Here is a 15,303-nt window from a genome sequence, read left to right as displayed (position 1 = left end):
GCGGCTCCGTGGCCCGCAGCGGGACAGATCGGATCCGCAGGAACGGCGCGGGCGCGAGGCCGCTCCCGCGCCGGTGCCGGCCTACTTCACATCGATACGGTAGATCTGCCAGATCCACCAATCGTCCGGCATGTCCTTGAGGTCGGCCCGCTCCGAGCGCGGAAACACGATCTGGGTCGGGCCGAAGTTGCCGATGCCGAACGGCCGGCCGTCCCGCGCGATCGCCACCACGGCCCCCTTGCTCACCAGCTCGCTCAGCGGCACCTCGACGGCGTATCCATCCATCGCCTGCACCGTCACCGTCTCGCCGGTCGCGCCGGCGGCGGCGAGCACGTCCGAGAGCAGCGGGCCGGAGAACTCCGTCTCCGCGCCGCCCTTGGGAAAGTCCGCCTTCACCGACTGCTGCGGCAGCTTCTCGAGGTCGGCGAGGTCGAACTCGTGCGCCTTGTCGAACTTCACCTCGTTGAAGATGAACAGCTTGTCGTAGTCGGGATCCACCGGCCCCCGGTTCGGCGCGGTCACGTCGCCGGTCACGGTCAGGAACACCGGACCCTCCGCCGCCGCGGGCATGGCCGCGAGCAGCAGGAGCGACAGGAAAATGGGGCGGGCGGTCAGTTTCATCAGCGAGCCTCTCGGTTCAGAGATCGAGTCCACCGTCATTGCCAGCGGTCGGGATCGGCGGGGTGTCCTGCGCCGGCGTGACGGGTTCCCCCTTGATACCACACGCGGAGAGGCCGACCAGTACCACCAGCAGCAGCGCCACACATCTCATGCGAGCGACGCCCGCCAACGCGCCACCTGCGCCCGCACCTGCTCCGGCGCCGTGCCGCCATAGCTCATCCGGCTCGCCACCGAGTTCTCGACGCCGAGCACGTCGTAGACCTCGGCGGTGATCCCCGGGTGCTCGGCCTGCATTTCGCCCAGGCTGAGGTCGGGCAGGTCGATGCCTTTCGCTTCCGCCCGCTTCACCAGCGCGCCGGTGACGTGGTGCGCCTCGCGGAACGGCAGGTTCAGCCGGCGCACCAGCCAGTCGGCCAGATCGGTCGCGGTCGAGAATCCCGCCGCCGCCGCCGCGCGCATCCGCTCCGCCTGCGGCACCACGTCGGCGGCCATGCCCGCCATGGCGGCGAGCGCGATCATCAGGCTGTCGGCGGCGTCGAAGACCTGCTCCTTGTCCTCCTGCATGTCCTTGGAATAGGCGAGCGGCAGGCCCTTCATGACGGTGAGCAGCGCGACGAGCGCCCCGTTGATCCGCCCGGGCTTGGCCCGGATCAGCTCGGCCGCGTCCGGGTTCTTCTTCTGCGGCATGATCGACGAGCCGGTGGAAAACCGGTCGGACATAGCGATGAAGCGGAACTGCGCCGTGGACCAGATCACCAGCTCCTCGGCGAAGCGGCTGAGGTGGGTGGCGGTGATCGACGCGGCGGCGAGGAACTCCAGCGCGAAGTCCCGGTCGCTGACCGCATCGAGCGAGTTCGCCATCGGCCGGTCGAAGCCGAGGGCGTGGGCCGTCATCTCGCGGTCGGTCGGAAAGCTGGTGCCCGCCAGCGCCGCGGCGCCGAGCGGGCTCTCGTTCATCCGGGCGCGCGCGTCGCGAAAGCGGCCGCGGTCGCGGTCGAGCATCTCGACATAGGCGAGCATGTGGTGGCCCCATGTCACGGGCTGCGCCACCTGAAGGTGGGTGAAGCCCGGCATCACCATATCGGCGCCGGCTTCGGCCTGCGTGACGAGGACGCGCATCAGGTGGGTGATCGCCTCGACCGCGGCGTCGCACTGACAGCGCACCCAGAGGCGGAAATCGGTCGCCACCTGATCGTTGCGCGACCGGGCGGTGTGCAGCCGGCCGGCTGCGGCACCGATCAGCTCGCGCAGACGGGACTCCACGTTCATGTGGATGTCCTCGAGTTCGGTCGAGAACGCGAAGTCGCCGGCCTCGATCTCTGACAAGACCGTGAGCAGTCCTTCCCGGATCGCGGCGACGTCGGTATCGTTGACGATGCCGGTGGCGCCAAGCATGGCGGCATGGGCCCGGCTCGCGGCGATGTCCTCCGCCGCGAGCCGCTTGTCGAAGTCGATCGAGGCGTTGATCGCCTGCATGAGGGCGTCCGGGCCGGTGGCGAAGCGACCGCCCCACATCGTGTTGGAACCCGATTTGTCGGCCATGTCGCTCCGCCTGCCCTCGATCCTGAACTTCGCGCGCTCGCCCTCCCCGGCGGCTGCGCTTCTATACGTTGCTGCCGCGGCACTCGCCACCCCTGTCGGGGCCGAGACGCTCGAGGCGTATCGGGTGGGAGAGATGCGCGGGCTGGTGCTGGCCAGCGCGCCGGCGCCGGTGCCGGACGTGGGCTTCACCGGCGGCGACGGACAGGAGACCACACTCGCGGCATCGAACGGTCGGGTGCGGCTCGTCAACTTCTGGGCGACGTGGTGCGTGCCGTGCCGGACCGAGATGCCGGAGCTCGAGGCGCTGGCCCGCGACCCGCCGGCCGACGTCGAGGTCATCACCATCGCCACCGGCCGCAACACGCCCGACGGGATCGACCGCTTCCGCGATGAGCAGGGCATCACCGCGCTGCCGAACGCGCTCGACCCCAAGGGGGCGCTGGCGCGGGCGATGGACGTGCCGGGGCTGCCGGTGACGGTGATCCTCGACCGGGACGGGATCGAGGTGGGCCGGCTGCTCGGCGGCGCGAACTGGAACAGCCCGGAGGCACGGGCGCTGCTCGGGCATCTGGCAGAGGCGGGTTAGGAGCCGCCCGCGCAGGCGGAACGCGCGGAAGGGCTCACGGGCCGGGTGCCTCCGGCGGGAGTATTTTCAGCAAGAGGAAGGCCGGGGCGCGCGGCAGATGTCGGTCCTCGGCGGCGTCCTGAAGACTTCGGCGGCGCGGGAGGCGCCGGATGCGAACCGGAGCGGGCGAGGACGCGCCGGGATGTCGTGGCGTGCCGCTTTCGACGCCGCCTCTCCCGCATTGCTCTGAAAAGCGAAGGCTCCGCCGGCCGGGTGGCGCGACGGAGCCTTGCGGTGTCTCGATCTCCCGCGAACGCAGGGATCAGGCGTTGGAGTTCGCCTCGATGAACTTCACCGCGTCACCGTAGGTCTGGATCGTCTCGGCGGCGTCGTCCGGAATCTCGATGCCGAACTCCTCCTCGAAGGCCATCACCAGCTCGACGGTGTCGAGGCTGTCGGCGCCCAGATCGTCGATGAAGGAGGCGCTCTCGGTCACCTTGGATTCGTCCACGCTCAGGTGCTCGACCACGATCTTCTTCACGCGTTCTGCGATGTCGCTCATTGCGTCTTCCTCGTTTCTGCTTCAGCGCCGGAGTATCGTCCGGCTATTCCTTGTTTCCGAGCCGCAAGCGGCGGGTTTGTCAGCACACTTCAGCAAGTGACCGCGGATCGACTTCGCGGCGCTATAGCACACCGGACGGTGCTGGCAAATGCTAATGCGCGCAAGCCCTCCGGGCTCCCCCGAAGCCCGTCCGGCCGGGTCAGATCATCGCCATTCCGCCGTTCACATGCAGGGTCTGGCCGGTAACGTAGGCCGCTTCCGGCGACGCGAGATAGACCGCCGCGGCGGCGATCTCGTCGGCCGTGCCCATGCGGCCGGCGGGAATCGACACGGAGATCTTCGCCTTCTGCTCGTCGGTCAGCACCTCGGTCATCGCGGTGGCGATGAAGCCCGGCGCGACGCAGTTGACGGTGATGCCCCGGCTCGCCACCTCGGCGGCAAGCGACTTCGACATGCCGATGACCGCGGCCTTGGACGCGGCATAGTTCGCCTGCCCCGGGTTGCCGGTGACGCCGACCACCGAGCTGACGTTGACGATGCGGCCCCAGCGCGCCTTCATCATCGCGCGGAGCACGCCACGGGACAGCCGCATGACCGAGGTGAGGTTCACCTCGAGCACCTTCGACCAGTCGTCGTCGGACATCCGCATGAACAGCTGGTCGCGGGTGATGCCGGCGTTGTTGACCAGGATGTCGACCTGGCCGAGCGCGGCGGCGGCGGCCTTGGGCAGCGCCTCGACCGCGGCAGCGTCGGACAGGTCGCAGGGGCAGACGTGCGCCCGCTCGCCCAGCTCGGCCGCCAGCGCCTCGAGCGGCGCGGTGCGGGTGCCGGACAGCGCGACGGTCGCGCCCTGCGCGTGCAGCGCCCGGGCGATGGCGCCGCCGATGCCGCCCGAGGCACCAGTGACGAGCGCGCCCTTGCCAGTCAGATCGAACATGTTTCTCTCTCCCCTCAGCCCGCGGCCCCTGGACCCTCGGCGGCGAGTGCCGCCACGTCGGCGGGCGTGCCGACGGCGCGGGTCTCGGCGCCCTTGGCGATGCGCTTCACCATCCCGGACAGCGCCTTGCCGGCGCCGACCTCGACGAATTCGGTCACGCCCTGCTCCGCCATCCAGAGCACGCTCTCGCGCCAGCGGACCCGGCCCGTCACCTGCTCGACCAGCAGGCGGCGGATCTCCTCGGCATCGGATGTCGCCTCCGCCTTGACGTTGGCGACGAGCGGCACGGACGGCGCCGTGATCACCGTGGTGGCCAGTGCCTCGGCCATGCGATCGGCGGCGGGCTGCATCAGGGCGCAGTGGAAGGGGGCGCTCACCGGCAGCAGCAGGGCGCGCTTCGCCCCCCGGCCCTTCGCGATCTCGACGGCCCGCTCGACGGCCTCGCGGCTGCCGGAGACGACGACCTGCGCGGGGTCGTTGTCGTTGGCCGCCTGACAGACGCCACCCGTCGCGGCGGCCTCGGCGGCGATTTCCTCGGCGGCGGTGAGGTCGAGCCCGAGGAGCGCGGCCATCGCGCCCTCGCCGACCGGCACCGCCTCCTGCATCGCCCGCCCGCGCAGGCGCAGGAGGCGCGCGGTGTCCGCGAGGCTGAGCGCACCGGCGGCGCAGAGCGCGGAATATTCGCCGAGCGAGTGACCGGCGACGAACGCGGCACCGCTCAGGGGGACGCCCTCGGCCTCGAGCGCGCGCACGGCGGCGAGCGAGGTCGCCATCAGCGCCGGCTGTGCGTTGGCGGTAAGCGTCAGCTCGGCGATGTCGCCGTCCCAGATCAGGGCCGAGAGCGCCTCTCCGAGCGCGGCGTCCACCTCATCGAAGACGGCCCGCGCCGCGGGATAGGCCTCGGCGAGGTCGCGACCCATGCCGATGACCTGGGCGCCCTGGCCCGGAAAGACGAATGCGCGCATCTCCCTCTCCTCCCCCGTAGTCTCCGGTTCCGCGACCCTTAGCCGGGGGCCCCGGCTGCGTCCACCCCGGCGGACCGCAGCGACCTTGGTGCCGGACCCGAGGCAACCCCTTTTGATGCGCTGGCGACTGTGATAGGCGGCGCGCGTTCAATACCTGATTTGTGGAGGGGACTTCCCCATGCTGCTCGACAAGATCCCGCCGGGAAAGAACCCGCCGGACGACATCAATGTCGTCATCGAGATTCCGGGCGGGGCCGCCGGCGGCTCGCCGGTGAAGTACGAGTTCGACAAGGACTCGGGCGCGCTGTTCGTCGACCGGATCGTCAACGTGCCGATGTTCTACCCGGGCAACTACGGCTTCGTGCCAAACACGCTGCACGAGGACGGCGACCCGGTGGACGTGATCGTCCGCACCGAGGTCGAGCTGCAGCCCGGCTCGGTCATCCGCTGCCGCCTGATCGGCGTGCTGCACATGGAGGACGACGGCGGTCTCGACGACAAGCTCATCGCCGTACCGATCGAAAAGGTCGACCCGTTCCAGGCCGAGATCAAGTCGCTCGACGACCTGCCGCAGCGGTTCCGCGACCGGCTCTGGTACTTTTTCGAGAACTACAAGAGCCTCGAAAAAGGCAAGTGGGCGAAGATCTCCGGCTGGGGCGACAAGGCCAAGGCGGAAGAGATCCTGATGGCCTCGATCACGCGGTACGGGAAAAAGTAGAGCAGGTAGCTGCGAGCGGCGCATTGATCGTAATCGCGTCGCTCGCCAAGGCAATTTAGCTTCCAGTCGGCACTAATGATATGTAGAATATACATATCAGGTGCGAATCGGCTGGTGAAAGATGCATAGTCGCATTTATCCTATAATAAATATATCTTTTCTGATACCAGCCTTATTAATTGTTACGATTATATCCAATAGAGATAACAGTATACAGGATTTTATTTGGGGTCTTTTTGTGGGACTTCTTAATAGCAAATTTTTTCAAGCCTCTTCCAAGTTTTGTGCCAGATGTATTTATCAAGTGGAGGTGGATAATATTTACAGCGGGAATTCTAATCTATATGCTCGTTACGTACGCGTTTATCATCTAGAATAATCTCGGCATCGGCAGCATATGATCTTTGTCAGCCGGATTTGAGCCACCCACGCGATCCGTGAGGCTGCGGAGCTGGCACCTGGGGAGCCAACTCCTGACCATCGCCGGCGGTGCTGGCGAGACGCCCCTGTTGCAGGACGGCAACGGCTGCGGCGGGCCGACTCCGGCCAACTATCGTTTTCCTTAGGATGATCGGAACATCGGGCGCAGCCTTCGGTTGACGACATGAGTTCGCACGCGATTTCGGCTCGCGATCCTGGAGAAGATGTCATGCGCACCGTGACCCACACCCTCGGCCGCAGCCTCTGTGGCGCATCTCTCCTCGCCGTCGCGGCGGCGGGCTCAGCACAGGCGGCGGCGCTGGAGCAGGTCGTGCCGGCGACGATCCGGCTGCTCTACCAGGAAGGGCGCTACGTCGAGTTCGGCCTCGCCTACACCGACCCGCACCAGAGCGGCGACGGCATGACGCTGCCGCCGAACCCGGCGCTGCCCTCCGGCGGCACGCTGCCCGGCAACACCGGCGACGTGTTCGAAGGGCGCTGGAACGTCAGCGGCGCCTACAAGGCGGACCTGACCGACCGGATCTCCTACGCCATCACCTTCGACCAGCCCTATGTCGCCGACACGATGTATGGTGCGGGCACCTTCGCCCTGCCGATCTATCAGGGCAGTTCGGCGAAGCTGAAGACCTATCAGGTCACGGCCGCGATGGCCTACGACGTCACCCCCGGCGTCAAGGTCTTCGGCGGCGTCCGGGCGCAGCGGCTGGACGCCAGCGCCTCGGTCAGCTTCGTCGACGACTACCGCGTCGATGCCGGCAAGGACTGGGGCTATGGCTGGCTGCTCGGCGCGGCCTACGAACGGCCGGACATCGCCCTCCGGGTGTCGCTCACCTACTACTCCAGGATCGGCCATTCGCTCGACACCAACGAGTTGACCGAGACGACCGGCGTGGTGCCGACCTCGACCGATGTGGACACGCCACAGTCGGTCAGCCTCGACTTCCAGACCGGCGTGGCGCCGAAGACGCTGGTCTTCGGCTCGATCCGCTGGGTCGACTGGTCGGAGTTCCGCATCGACCCGCCGCTCTACGAGCAGGCGGTGGTCGGGCTGATCGGCACCCCGAGGCCGCTGGTCGACTATGATGACGACTGGTGGACCTACACCCTCGGCATGGGGCGGCAGCTCACCGACAGCCTGGCGGCCTCGTTCTCCGTCACCTACGAGCCGAGCGTCGGCGGCGAGATGACCTCGCTCGGGCCCTACGACGGCCGCACCTCGGCCACCGCGTCGCTGAGCTACGACATCGGCCAGATGACGATCACGGGCGGCCTCACCTATGGCCGGCTCGGCGACACCCACAACGTGCTGCAGACCGACTTCGACGACGGGTATTTCTGGGGCGCCGGCCTGCGCGTGGGCTATACTTTCTGACCGGACGAGGCGGCACTCCGCACGGCATCTCGTCACCCCCCCGGGCCGCGCCGCCTTCGGCCTTTCTCTTGCCCGAAATACTCCGCCGGGGTGAACTGGCCGAAGGCCAGGACGGGGCGGGAAGCCCCCTCTGCGACGATGCCTTTGCAGGCCGCGCGCGGATGGCGTGAGACCGGCGGCAACTCTCGCAGACAGGCGCGCGGACAGGCACGCGGACAGGCGCGCGGGCGGTGGCATGTCGGCCGGGAACCTGACACGCTCCGCGCATGATTCTGCAGAACTTCCTGACCCTCCTGCTGGTCCTGCCCTTCGTGGGCAGCGTTGCCGCCGCGCTCCTGCCGGCGAGCCGCAACGCCGAGGCGTGGCTGGCGGGGTGCGTGGCGGTCCTCGGGCTCGCCGTCACCTTCGCGCTCTACCCCGTGGTGGCGAACGGCGGCGTGGCCCGCTTCGACATCGCCTGGCTGCCGAGCTTCGGGCTGAACCTCACCATCCGCATCGACGGACTGGCGTGGCTGTTCCTCGTGCTGCTGAACGGGATCGGCCTGCTCGTCTTCCTCTACGCCCGCTACTACCTCTCGCCGAAGGAGCCGGCGGCGCGGCTCTTTGCCTGGCTGCTGGCGTTCATGGGCGCCATGGGCGGGATCCTGCTCTCCGGCAACCTGGTGATGCTGGTGGTCTTCTGGGAGATGACCAGCGTCTTCTCGTTCATGCTGATCGGCTTCTGGCACCGCAGCCCGGCCGCGCGGGACGGCGCGCGCATGGCGCTGGTCGTCACCGCGTTCGGCGGGCTGTCGCTGCTCGCGGGCGTGCTGCTGATCGGCGCCATCGTCGGGTCCTATGACCTCGACAGGGTGCTCGCCTCCGGCGACGTGCTGCGGGCGCATCCGCTCTACCTGCCGATCCTGATCCTCGTGCTGCTCGGCGCGTTCACCAAGTCGGCGCAGTTTCCGTTCCACTTCTGGCTGCCGAACGCCATGGCCGCGCCGACGCCGGTGTCGTCGTTCCTGCATTCGGCGACGCTGGTGAAGGCGGGCGTCTTCCTGCTGATCCGGCTCTCGCCCGCGCTCGGCGGGACGGAGCAGTGGTTCACCATCGTCAGCGCCGCCGGGCTCATCACCCTGCTCCTCGGCGCGTTCGTCGCGCTGTTCCAGCACGACCTGAAGGGGTTGCTCGCCTACTCGACGATCAGCCACCTCGGCCTCATCGTCGCGCTCATCGGCATGGACACGCCGCTCGCCATCGTCGCGGCGATCTTTCATACGGTGAACCATGCGGTGTTCAAGGCGTCGCTGTTCATGGCCGCCGGGACCATCGACCACGAGACCGGCACGCGCGACATGCGGCGGCTGGGCGGGCTCTGGCGCGCGATGCCGATCACCGGGACGCTCGCCATCGTCGCCTCGGCGGCCATGGCCGGGGTGCCGCTGCTGAACGGGTTCATCTCGAAGGAGATGTTCTTCGCGCAAGCCACTGAAACCTACGACAGTTCCCTGCTCGATCGGTCGATGACCTGGATGGCACTGGCCGCGGGTATCCTGTCGGTCGCCTACTCGATCCGCTTCGTGCACAGCGTGTTCTTCGGGCCGGTTGCGACCGACCTGCCGAAGGCGCCGCACGAGCCGCCGTTCCTCATGCGGCTGCCGGTCGAGGTGCTGGTGGTGATCTGCCTGCTCGTCGGCATCGTGCCCGGCCTCACGATCGCGCCGTTCCTGCGCTCGGCGGCGATCGCGGTGCTCGGGCCGGAAATCCCGTACTACAGCCTCGCGATCTGGCACGGCCTGAACCTGCCGCTCGTCATGAGCGCCGCGGCACTGGCGGGCGGGCTGCTGGTCTATGCGCTGCTGGCCGGGCACATCGCCGCGGCGCCGGAGGGGCCGCCGGTGCTGCGCAACCTCAAGGGCCAGCGGATCTTCGATCGGCTGCTCGTCAACGTCTCGTGGATCTGGGCGCGGCGGGCGTTCAACCTGCTCGGGACCGAGCGGCTCCAGACCCAGCTGCGCATCCTGGTGCTGGTCGCGCTGACGGCGGCGACATGGAAGCTCTGGGGGGCAAAGCAGCTGCAACCGATCAGCCCGCGCAGCTTCGACCCGCTGTTCACCGTGGTCTGGGCGGTCGGTGCCGCCTGTGCCGTGACCGCCGCGTGGCAGGCGAAGTACCACCGCTTCGCCGCGCTGCTGCTGGTCGGAGGCGCCGGCCTGATGACCTGCGCCTCGTTCGTGTGGCTTTCGGCGCCCGACCTCGCGGTGACGCAGCTGCTCGTCGAGATCGTCACCACGGTGCTGCTGCTGCTCGGGCTGCGCTGGCTGCCGAAGCGGCGTGAGGAGATCGCCGGCGACCGGCGGCTGATCGCGCGGCTGCGGCGCGGGTCCGACCTGGTGATCGCCGTCGCCTGCGGCGTCGGGATTGCGGGGATCGCCTACGCAGTGATGACCTCGCCGCCCGACCGCGGCACCGCCGACTGGTTCCTGCGCAACGCCTATGCCGAGGGCGGCGGGACCAACGTGGTGAACGTGATCCTCGTCGACTTCCGCGGCTTCGACACCTTCGGCGAGATCACCGTGCTCGGGATCGTCGCGCTGACGATCTTCGCGCTGCTGCGCCGCTTCCGCCCGGCGCAGGAGAGCGTCGACCGGCCGGAGCAGCAGCTGCTGCAGGACGCGTCTGACACCGAGCGCGAGGATCGCAACGTCGGCGACACGCTGCGCGACTATCTCGCGGTGCCGTCGGTCATCATGCGCTGGATGTTCCCGGCGATCATCACGCTCTCGGCGTACCTGTTCCTGCGCGGGCACGACCTGCCCGGCGGCGGCTTTGCCGCGGGCATCACCCTCGCCATCGCCTTCCTGCTGCAATACCTCGGCTCCAACGTGCGCGAGGTCGAGGACCGGCTGCGCATCCTGCCGGTGCGCTGGATCGGGCTCGGGCTCATCATCGCGGCGCTGACCGGGTTCGGATCGTGGCTGTTCGGCTATCCGTTCCTCACGAGCCGGGCGCAGTACCTGGAGTTTCCGTGGATCGGCAAGGTGCCGTTCGCCACGGCACTGTTCTTCGACGTCGGCGTCTACCTGCTCGTTGTGGGCGCGACGGTGCTGATCCTCGTCGCGATCGCGCACCAGTCGCTGCGCGCCCAGCGGTCGGCAGAGACCGAGGAGGAAGGCTGATGGAGGCCGTGCTCGCCATCGCCATCGGCATCCTGGTCGCCTCGGGCGTCTGGCTGCTGCTGCGGCCGCGGACGTTTCAGGTCATCATCGGGCTGGCGCTGCTGTCCTACGGGGTGAACCTCTTCATCTTCGCCATGGGGCGGCCGCGCACCGGCGCGGTGCCGCTGCTCGAGAAGAGCGGCGTGGTCGACCCGAGCCTCTACGCCGATCCGGTGCCGCAGGCGCTGGTGCTGACCGCCATCGTCATCAGCTTTGCCACCACGGCGCTGTTCCTCGTGGTGATGATCGCGCTGCGCGGGCTGACCGGAACCGACCACGTCGACGGCAAGGAGCCCGACCGGTGAACCTGGGGCCCGACCATATCCTCATCGCGCCGATCCTGATCCCGCTGGTCGCGGGTGCGCTGATGCTGTTCTACGGCGAGGCGCAGCGCCGGGTGATCGCCGTGATCTCGACCGTCAGCCTCGTCGTCGTGGCGCTCGAGCTGGTCGACAAGGCCGCGCATGGCTCCACCTCGGTCGGCCTCTACCTGCTCGGCGACTGGCCACCGCCCTTCGCCATCGTGCTGGTGCTCGACCGGCTGTCGGCGCTCATGGTGCTCCTCACCTCGATCCTCGCGCTCTCGGCGGTCGTGTTCGCCATGGCGCGCTGGGACCGGCGGGGGCAGCACTTCCACAGCCTGTTCCAGTTCCTGCTGATGGGCCTGAACGGCGCGTTCCTGACGGGCGACCTGTTCAACCTCTTCGTCTTCTTCGAGGTGCTCCTCGCCGCGTCCTACGGTCTGGCGCTGCACGGCTCCGGCACGCTCCGGGTGCGGGCGGGGCTGCACTACATCGCGATCAACCTCGCGGCCTCGCTGCTGTTCCTGATCGGGGTCAGCCTGATCTATGGCGTGACCGGCACGCTCAACATGGCCGACCTCGCGGTGCGGGTGCCGCTGGTCGCGGCCGAGCACCGGCCGCTGCTCGCCGCGGGCGCCGCGATCCTCGGCATCGCCTTCCTGGTCAAGGCTGCCATGTGGCCGCTCTGCTTCTGGCTGCCGATCACCTACATGGCGGCGCCACCGCCGGCGGCGGCGATCTTCGCGGTGCTGAGCAAGGTCGGGATCTACGTCGTGCTGCGCGTCTCGTCGCTGGCCTTCGGCACTGCCGCGGCGCAGATGACGGGGCTCGGATCCGAGCTGCTGATCTGGGGCGGCTTTACCACGCTGGTCTTCGGCACGGTGGGGGTGCTCGCCTCGCAGGGGCTCGGCCGGCTCGCCGGCTGCTCGGTGCTGGTCTCGTCCGGCACCCTGCTCGCGGTCATCGGCATCTCCGGGCTCGGCGGCGGCAGCACCATGGTGGCCGGCGCCCTGTTCTACCTCGTCATCTCGACCATCGCGATCAGCGCGCTGTTCCTCATGGTCGAGCTCATCGAGCGGGGCGAGGGCGCGCTGGCCGCCATCCTCACCGTCACGGCCGAAGCCTATGGCCTGGGCGACGACGACGTGGAGGAAGACGCCCCGCGCAGCGCCGGCAGCGGCCCGGGCGTGCCCGGCGCCACCACCGTCCTCGGCTTCTGCTTTCTCGTCTGCGCGCTGCTGCTCGCCGGGGTGCCGCCGCTCGCGGGCTTCCTCGGCAAGTTCGCCATGCTGTCGGCGGTCCTCTCCTTCCGCGGGCTCGGCGGTCCGGGGATCCCGGCGATCGGCATCGGCTTCACGGCGGCGGTGATCGTCTCGGGCCTCGCGGCGCTGATCGCGCTGGTCCGCGAGGGCATCCGCACCTTCTGGGCGGCGGAACACGAGGAGCTGCCGTCCGTGCCGCTGATCGAGCTGGTGCCGGTCCTCGTCCTGCTCGCGCTCACGCTGGGGATGACGGTCAAGGCCGGGCCGATCATGCACTACATGGAGGCGACGGCGATCTCGCTGCACCATCCGCATGTCTACGTGCGCGGCGTGCTCGGCGCCGCGACCATGCCGGAGGCGGGAGAATGAGCCGCATCCTGCCCCACCCGCTGCTCAGCCTCGGCGTGGTGGCGATGTGGCTCCTGCTGAACCACGTGTCGCCGGGGCACCTGCTGCTCGGCGCCGCCGTGGCGCTGGTGGCCGGGCAGGCGATGGCCGCGCTGGAGCCGGCGCGCCCGCGCATCCGGCATTGGGACAAGGTCGTGGTGCTGGCCGCGCGTGTGATCCTCGACATCATTCGCTCCAACGTCGCCGTCGCCCGCATCATCCTCGGCGGGGGCGCCGACCGGCGCACCGGCTTCGTCGAGATCGACCTCGAGGTCCGCGATCCGTCGGCGCTCGCGGTCCTCGCCGTCGTTCTGACCGCCACCCCAGGAACCGCCTGGATCGACTACGACGCGGCGCGGGGCCGGCTGCTGCTGCACGTCTTCGACCTCCGGGATCCGGAGGAATGGCGCGTCACGGTCAACGAGCGCTACGGGCGGCTGCTGAAGGAGATCTTCGAATGAGCGCGACCATCCTGTCCGTTGCCATCGCCTTCGCGCTCGGGGCGCTGGCGCTGGCCATGGTGTTTGCCACCGTCCGGATCGTGCGCGGGCCGCGGGCACAGGACCGGGTGCTGGGCCTCGATACGCTCTACGTCAACACCATGCTGCTGTTCCTGACGCTCGGCATCCGCAACGGCACCGCGTTCTTCTTCGAGGCGGCCATCGTGATCGCCATGCTGGGCTTCGTGGCGACGGTGGCGCTGGCCAAGTTCCTGATGCGCGGCGAGGTGATCGAATGACCCATCTCGACGCCCTGCCCCTCTGGGCGGTGATCCCGGCGGCGGCGCTCCTCGTGCTGGGCGCAAGCCTCGCGCTCATCGGCTCGTTCGGCCTGCTCAAGCTGCCGACATTCTACGAGCGCATCCACGCCCCGACGCTGGGCACCAGCTGGGGGACGGCGGGGATCGTGCTGGCCTCGATCATCGTCTTTTCGGTCAGCGAGGGGCGGCCGGTGCTGCACGAGCTGCTGATCGGCGGCTTCGTCACGGTCACGACGCCGGTCACGCTCATGCTGCTGGGCCGCGCCGCGCTCTACCGCGACAAGTAGCGCCGGGCGCGCACAGGCGCGGCGGCGGCGGCGCGCAGCGGGTCCACCTGTCGGTCGAAAAGTCTTGCGGCGGGACACAAATCCGTCTGGCAGGCGGTCGCCTCCTCGGCATAGTCTCGACGGCGAGGACCAGAGCAACCGGCCCATGCGACGGCTGCGGCCGACGGGGAGGATACCACCACGACCCCAGGCGGCGTGCCCGCGCCGGGGAGAGACTCCGCGCCCCGCACTGCTGCCCCCGGTGAACGGCGCCGGCCGGAGGGCGGAGACCACCCCGCGCCGATACCTATGGGAGGATACCTGATGACGCCTTTCCGCCTCAGCCTCGCCGGAGCTGTCTCCGCGGTGGCGATCCTCGTGGCCGGCACCGCAATGGCCGCGTCCGGCACCGTCGCGTTCCTGATGCCCGACCAGGGCTCAACGCGCTACGAGGAGCACGACTTCCCCGGCTTCAAGGCCGAGATGGCGAAGCTCTGCCCCGACTGCACGCTGATCTACCAGAACGCCACCACCGACGCCTCGCTGCAGCAGCAGCAGTTCAACTCGGCGATCTCGCAGGGCGCAAAGGTGATCGTGCTCGATCCGGTCGAACTCGGCGGCCGCGGCCTCGCTCGTCAAGCTCGCGCAGAGCCAGGACGTGAAGGTGATCGCCTACGACCGGCCGATCCCCGACACGCCGGCCGATTTCTACGTGTCCTTCGACAACAAGGCGATCGGCAAGTCGATCGCCGAGTCGCTGGTGAAGGCGCTGGAAGCCAAGGGCGTCGCCAAGGACAAGGGCGGCGTGCTGCAGATCAACGGTTCGCCGACCGACGCGGCGGCGGGGCTGATCCGCGACGGCGTGCATGAAGGGCTCGCGTCCTCCGGCTACAAGACGCTGGCCGAGTTCGACACGCCGAACTGGGCGCCGCCCAAGGCGCAGGAGTGGACGAGCGGCCAGGTCCAGCGCTTCGGCGACCAGATCGTCGGCATCGTCGCGGCGAACGACGGCACCGGCGGCGGCGCGATCGCCGCGCTGAAGGCCGCGGGCGTCGATCCGCTGCCGCCGGTCACGGGCAACGACGCGACGCTCGCGGCGCTGCAGCTCATCGTGTCGGGCGACCAGTTCAACACCATCTCGAAGCCCTCCGAGATCGTCGGCGCCGCCGCGGCACAGGCGGCAGCGAAGTTCCTCGCCGGGGAGAAGCCCGAGCCGAAGACGACGCTCTACAACACGCCCTCCGAGCTGTTCGTGCCGGTGGTCGTCACGCGCGACAACATCAAGGCCGAGATCTTCGACAAGAAGCTCGCGACGGCGGCCGAAGTCTGCACCGGCGTCTATGCCGACGGCTGCAAGGCGCTCGGCATCGAGTGACCCGTCGCGCGCCGGAGCGATCCGGCGC

Annotated in this window: 16 protein-coding genes and 1 pseudogene; 11 read left to right on the top strand and 6 right to left on the bottom strand. The window is 69.0% G+C overall.

Annotated features, from left to right (window positions below; all coding sequences use genetic code 11):
- Positions 1-81: 81 nt before the first annotated feature.
- From QM699_RS06350 to argH, 3 genes are read right to left on the bottom strand one after another with little or no spacing between them, the layout of a single operon-like run.
- Positions 82-621 (bottom strand): molybdopterin-dependent oxidoreductase, encoded by a 540-nt coding sequence (locus QM699_RS06350; RefSeq protein WP_415010330.1) that lies wholly within the window; start codon positions 619-621, stop codon positions 82-84.
- Between the two features lie 16 nt (positions 622-637).
- Entirely contained in the window at positions 638-763 is a 126-nt protein-coding gene (locus tag QM699_RS06345) for a hypothetical protein (protein WP_415010329.1), read from the bottom strand.
- Between the two features lie 5 nt (positions 764-768).
- Positions 769-2,163: an argininosuccinate lyase gene (gene argH / locus QM699_RS06340; RefSeq protein ID WP_415010328.1), complete on the bottom strand. Its 1,395-nt coding sequence runs from the start codon at positions 2,161-2,163 to the stop codon at positions 769-771.
- On the opposite strand from argH, the gene QM699_RS06335 reads away from it, so the two are divergent.
- Positions 2,162-2,749, top strand: coding sequence for a TlpA family protein disulfide reductase (locus tag QM699_RS06335; protein WP_415010327.1), 588 nt, complete (start codon positions 2,162-2,164; stop codon positions 2,747-2,749). The two genes, argH and QM699_RS06335, sit on opposite strands and share 2 nt — an antisense overlap.
- Before the next feature lie 301 nt (positions 2,750-3,050).
- Here QM699_RS06335 and QM699_RS06330 read toward each other — a convergent pair whose 3' ends face one another.
- The 3 genes from QM699_RS06330 to fabD all read right to left on the bottom strand — a co-directional run bounded on the left by QM699_RS06330 (position 3,051) and on the right by fabD (position 5,192).
- Entirely contained in the window at positions 3,051-3,290 is a 240-nt protein-coding gene (locus QM699_RS06330) for an acyl carrier protein (protein ID WP_415010326.1), read from the bottom strand.
- A 199-nt stretch (positions 3,291-3,489) separates the two neighbouring features.
- Positions 3,490-4,227, bottom strand: coding sequence for a 3-oxoacyl-[acyl-carrier-protein] reductase (fabG, locus tag QM699_RS06325; protein ID WP_415010325.1), 738 nt, complete (start codon positions 4,225-4,227; stop codon positions 3,490-3,492).
- 14 nt (positions 4,228-4,241) lie between these two features.
- Complete coding sequence (gene fabD, locus QM699_RS06320; RefSeq protein WP_415010324.1) at positions 4,242-5,192, bottom strand: ACP S-malonyltransferase; 951 nt, start codon at positions 5,190-5,192, stop codon at positions 4,242-4,244.
- Positions 5,193-5,370: 178 nt separating this feature from the next.
- On the opposite strand from fabD, the gene ppa reads away from it, so the two are divergent.
- The 10 genes and pseudogenes from ppa (at position 5,371) to QM699_RS06270 (ending at position 15,275) form a co-directional block, all read left to right on the top strand.
- Entirely contained in the window at positions 5,371-5,910 is a 540-nt protein-coding gene (ppa, locus tag QM699_RS06315; RefSeq protein WP_415010323.1) for an inorganic diphosphatase, read from the top strand.
- Between the two features lie 649 nt (positions 5,911-6,559).
- Positions 6,560-7,723, top strand: a complete 1,164-nt coding sequence (locus QM699_RS06310; RefSeq protein WP_415010322.1) for an OmpP1/FadL family transporter — start codon at positions 6,560-6,562, stop codon at positions 7,721-7,723.
- Between the two features lie 266 nt (positions 7,724-7,989).
- Positions 7,990-10,884 (top strand): monovalent cation/H+ antiporter subunit A, encoded by a 2,895-nt coding sequence (locus QM699_RS06305; protein ID WP_415010321.1) that lies wholly within the window; start codon positions 7,990-7,992, stop codon positions 10,882-10,884.
- A complete protein-coding gene (locus QM699_RS06300) occupies positions 10,884-11,228 on the top strand; it encodes a Na+/H+ antiporter subunit C (protein ID WP_415010320.1) in 345 nt (114 codons plus the stop codon). The genes QM699_RS06305 and QM699_RS06300 overlap by 1 nt, the downstream gene beginning before the upstream one ends.
- Complete coding sequence (locus QM699_RS06295) at positions 11,225-12,856, top strand: monovalent cation/H+ antiporter subunit D (protein ID WP_415010319.1); 1,632 nt, start codon at positions 11,225-11,227, stop codon at positions 12,854-12,856. The genes QM699_RS06300 and QM699_RS06295 overlap by 4 nt, the downstream gene beginning before the upstream one ends.
- Positions 12,853-13,335, top strand: coding sequence for a Na+/H+ antiporter subunit E (locus tag QM699_RS06290; protein WP_415010318.1), 483 nt, complete (start codon positions 12,853-12,855; stop codon positions 13,333-13,335). Before QM699_RS06295 ends, QM699_RS06290 begins: the two co-directional genes overlap by 4 nt.
- Positions 13,332-13,613 carry a K+/H+ antiporter subunit F gene (locus QM699_RS06285; RefSeq protein ID WP_415010317.1) on the top strand — a complete coding sequence of 94 codons (282 nt, stop codon included), beginning with the start codon at positions 13,332-13,334 and terminating at the stop codon, positions 13,611-13,613. The genes QM699_RS06290 and QM699_RS06285 overlap by 4 nt, the downstream gene beginning before the upstream one ends.
- Entirely contained in the window at positions 13,610-13,921 is a 312-nt protein-coding gene (gene mnhG / locus QM699_RS06280; RefSeq protein WP_415010316.1) for a monovalent cation/H(+) antiporter subunit G, read from the top strand. The genes QM699_RS06285 and mnhG overlap by 4 nt, the downstream gene beginning before the upstream one ends.
- Positions 13,922-14,209: 288 nt before the next feature.
- Positions 14,210-14,452: pseudogene (locus tag QM699_RS06275) on the top strand (ABC transporter substrate-binding protein); the annotation flags it as partial.
- 106 nt (positions 14,453-14,558) lie between these two features.
- Positions 14,559-15,275 carry a substrate-binding domain-containing protein gene (locus QM699_RS06270; protein WP_415010315.1) on the top strand — a complete coding sequence of 239 codons (717 nt, stop codon included), beginning with the start codon at positions 14,559-14,561 and terminating at the stop codon, positions 15,273-15,275.
- Positions 15,276-15,303 lie beyond the last annotated feature (28 nt).

The organism is Amaricoccus sp., from assembly GCF_047602525.1.
Taxonomy (GTDB): Bacteria; Pseudomonadota; Alphaproteobacteria; order Rhodobacterales; family Rhodobacteraceae; genus Amaricoccus.
Note: the sequence above shows the minus strand (reverse complement) of the source record. Positions and strands in the feature narration are given on the sequence as shown.